This is a genomic window from Microbacterium sp. K35 (assembly GCF_004794375.1).
GTDB lineage: Bacteria > Actinomycetota > Actinomycetes > Actinomycetales > Microbacteriaceae > Microbacterium > Microbacterium sufflavum.
The window spans coordinates 1-3,398 of the sequence record NZ_SSDM01000344.1; the positions used below are offsets into that span (position 1 = coordinate 1).

3 protein-coding genes are annotated in these 3,398 nt (G+C 71.1%); 1 reads left to right on the plus strand and 2 read right to left on the minus strand.

What is annotated here, in order from left to right; genetic code table 11:
• The coding region (locus DW299_RS13845) for a DEAD/DEAH box helicase (protein ID WP_136036935.1) at window positions 1-1,404 on the plus strand (1,404 nt) is incomplete at its 5' end.
• Between the two features lie 81 nt (window positions 1,405-1,485).
• On the opposite strand, the gene DW299_RS13850 is transcribed toward DW299_RS13845, so the two are convergent.
• Both DW299_RS13850 and DW299_RS13855 read right to left on the minus strand, forming a co-directional pair.
• Window positions 1,486-2,025, minus strand: a complete 540-nt coding sequence (locus DW299_RS13850; RefSeq protein ID WP_136034015.1) for a YaeQ family protein — start codon at window positions 2,023-2,025, stop codon at window positions 1,486-1,488.
• Window positions 2,026-2,071: 46 nt separating this feature from the next.
• Window positions 2,072-3,160, minus strand: a complete 1,089-nt coding sequence (locus DW299_RS13855; protein WP_136036936.1) for an Rv2578c family radical SAM protein — start codon at window positions 3,158-3,160, stop codon at window positions 2,072-2,074.
• Window positions 3,161-3,398: the final 238 nt, after the last annotated feature.

Below are 3,398 nucleotides of genomic sequence, written 5' to 3' on the forward strand. Positions count from 1 at the left end.
CTCCCCGTCGACCGCACGCAGCGCGCGTTCGACGGGGAGCGGGAGCGTCCCCGCGCCTCGACCGGTGGCGCCTACCGCACCGAGCGTCCGCGCCGGGAGGAGCGCCCCAGCCGCAGCGACTGGAACGCCAAGCCCAAGGACGCCTTCACCCCGGGCGCCGACGTGGTGCATGAGCGCCTCGAAGCGCAGGCCGTGCAGGCCGTCGAGGTCGAGAACGTGACCTTCGCCGACCTCGGGCTCGGCTCGAACATCACCGAGACGCTGAAGAACCTCGGCGCCGAGACGCCCTTCCCGATCCAGGCGGCCAGCATCCCGGCCGTGCTGGAGGGGCGCGACGTGCTCGCCCGCGGTCGCACCGGCTCCGGCAAGACCATCGCGTTCGGCGCGCCGCTCGTGGAGCGCGTGCTCCAGTCGCAGGCGGGCAAGCGCCGCGAGTTCGGTCGTGCCCCGCGCGCGATCATCCTCGCCCCGACGCGCGAGCTCGCGCTGCAGATCGACCGCACGATCCAGCCGATCGCCCGCAGCGTCGGACTGTTCACCACGCAGATCTACGGCGGCGTGCCGCAGGGCCGCCAGGTGGGTGCGCTCAAGAAGGGCGTCGACATCGTGATCGGCACGCCCGGACGCGTCGAGGACCTGATGAACCAGGGCAAGCTCGACCTGTCCGACTGCCGCATCGCGGTGCTGGACGAGGCCGACCACATGTGCGAGCTCGGGTTCGTCGAGCCCGTGCAGCGCATCCTCCGCCGCACCGCCGAGGGCAGCCAGAAGCTGCTGTTCTCCGCGACGCTCGACCGCGAGGTCGCCGCGCTCGTCGACGAGTTCCTCGTGGACCCGGCCGTGTACGAGGTCGCCGGGGAGGACCAGGAGTCGAGCACGATCGAGCACCGGGTGCTGGTGATCGAGCACCGCGACAAGGCCGACATCCTCACGTCGCTCGTCGACCGCGAGGGCAAGACGCTCGTGTTCGCCCGCACCCGCGCCTACGCCGAGATGCTGGCGGAGCAGTTCGACGACGCCGGCATCCCCGCGGTGTCGCTGCACGGCGACCTGAACCAGGCCAAGCGCACGCGCAACCTGGAGAAGCTCACCTCGGGTCGCGTGAACGTGCTCGTGGCGACCGACGTCGCGGCGCGCGGCATCCACGTCGACGACATCGACCTGGTCGTGCAGGCCGACGCCCCCGACGAGTACAAGACCTACCTGCACCGGTCGGGTCGCACGGGCCGCGCCGGTCGCTCGGGTCGCGTGGTGACGCTGATCACGCGTCAGCGCCAGCGTCGCATGAACGAGCTGCTGGAGCGTGCCGAGATCGAGGCGCCGTTCGAGAACGCCCGCCTGGACGACGACGTGATCGAGGAGATCGCCGGGCGTCAGCCGTCGACGGCCGACCTCACCGCCTGATGGCCTTCGGATCGGAAAGGCCCCGGAGACCTCGGTCTCCGGGGCCTTTCCGCGCTTCGCAGCCCGGTATCACCCGGGGTGTCAGCCGAGCTCGTGCTCGTGCAGCGCGGTCGCCAGGCTCGTGCCGTTGAGGTCGAGGTAGAGCACGCGCTCCGTCACGGTGAGGGTCAGGGTGTTGCGGCGCTCCAGGTGCGGCGTCGCGGTGTCGATGAACCCGGGGTCGAAGCTGTGGACGCGGATGTCCTCGGCGCGGTGGATGCGTTTGTCCGCCCACGGCGCCATCACCTTCGCGGGGTCGCGGTGCGTGTACACCACGGTGCGCTCGGCGAGACGGCTGGCGTGGTGCAGGCGCTCCGCGTCGGGCGCGCCGACCTCGATCCAGGTGACGATCCGCCCGGTGAGGTCGCGCACGAGCACCGCGGGCTCCTCGGTGTCGGACACGCTGCCGCCGAACGCGATGCCCTCGCCGAACTCGAGCCCGTACGCCAGCACCCGTGTGAGCATGTAGGCGTCGGTCTCGGAGGGGTGCCGCGCCACCCGCAGCGAGTAGTCGTCGTAGACCCCGCGATCGGTGTCGGCGAGCTGCACGTCGAACGTGTGGAGGGTGGAACCGATCGCCATGATCCCCGAGCCTACGCGGCCCCGGAGGCCCTCCCGACCGGACGGCTCAGAACAGCATCGGCTGCGGGGGTGTCGCGGCGGGCCCGGTCTGTCGGAAGGCGACCGTGCCGGCGGGTGGCGTGCTTGACGCGGTGTGCCCCTGCCCCGGCCGGAACCCGCGGCGGGGGTAGTCGTCTTCGTGCCGGGCGTCGAGGCCGTGCAGGCGGATGAGCGGTCGCACCCGCCGTGCCAGCCACTGGCGGTACGGCTTGGGGGCTTCGACCGACGCGCCGGGGTACAGCCCGCGGTACGACGACACGAGGTCGGGGCGCGTGCGCTCGAGCCACTCGAAGAACCACGGCTTGACCCCCGGCCGCAGATGCAGCGCCCCGTAGATGACGGTGCGTGCACCCGACTCCTTGATGCGGCGGAGGCCGGTGTCGATCGCCTCCACCGAGTCGGTGAGGTGCGGCAGGATCGGCATGAGGAACACGGTCACGGGGAACCCGGCATCGGCCAGGGCGCGCACCGTGTCGAGCCGCGCCTGCGTGGTGGGCGCTCCCGGCTCGATCGCCTTCTGCAGGGCGTCGTCGTACATCGCGATCGACATCTGCACATCGACCGGCACCCGCTCGGCCGCCTTCACCAGCAGGGGGATGTCGCGGCGGATCAGCGTGCCCTTGGTGAGGATCGAGATCGGCGTGCCCGAGGTCGCGAGCGCCTGGATGATGCCGGGCATGAGAGCGTAGCGGCCCTCCGCGCGCTGGTACGGATCGGTGTTCGTGCCGAGCGCCACGGTCTCGTGGTTCCAGGTGCCCCGCCGCAGCTCTCGCTCCAGCACCTCGACCACGTTGACCTTGACCACGATCTGCGAGTCGAAGTCGGCGCCGCCGTCGAGGTCGAGGTACTCGTGCGTGCCGCGGGCGAAACAGTAAGTGCAGGCATGAGAGCAGCCGCGGTAGGGGTTGATGGTCCAGGCGAACGGCATGCGCGAGGCGCCGGGCACGTGGTTGAGAGCCGACTTCGACAGCACCTCATGGAAGGTCATGCCCTCGAACGCCGGGGTCTTCACGGTGCGCAGCACGCCGCTGCGCTCCTCCAGCCCGGGCAGCGCCGCCTCGTCGACGTCGCCCAGCTTCTGCCCCTGCCACCGCATCCCCTCATTCGAACAGAAAGACGAAGAAAGCACAAGCGGGCGTCGCAGAGATCTTCGAATGAGAGAATGAGGCAATGACCGTTCCGCCGCTTGCCCAGCATGCGGCTCCGCGCTCCCCGATCTCCGGTCCCGCGCTGCCCGTGGGGCTGGCCGTCGCCGCGCTCGGCGTGCTCTTCTCGATCGCCTCGACGCCCGTGCTCCCCTCGTCGGCGGCCGACGCGATGCCGCGGCCCGTCGC

What these genes read in the sequence shown, in the direction of transcription:
- DW299_RS13855 (WP_136036936.1), bottom strand. Translation starts at nt 3,160, where the DNA reads ATGCGGTGGCAGGGGCAGAAGCTGGGCGACGTCGACGAGGCGGCGCTG.
- DW299_RS13850 (WP_136034015.1), bottom strand. Translation starts at nt 2,025, where the DNA reads ATGGCGATCGGTTCCACCCTCCACACGTTCGACGTGCAGCTCGCCGAC.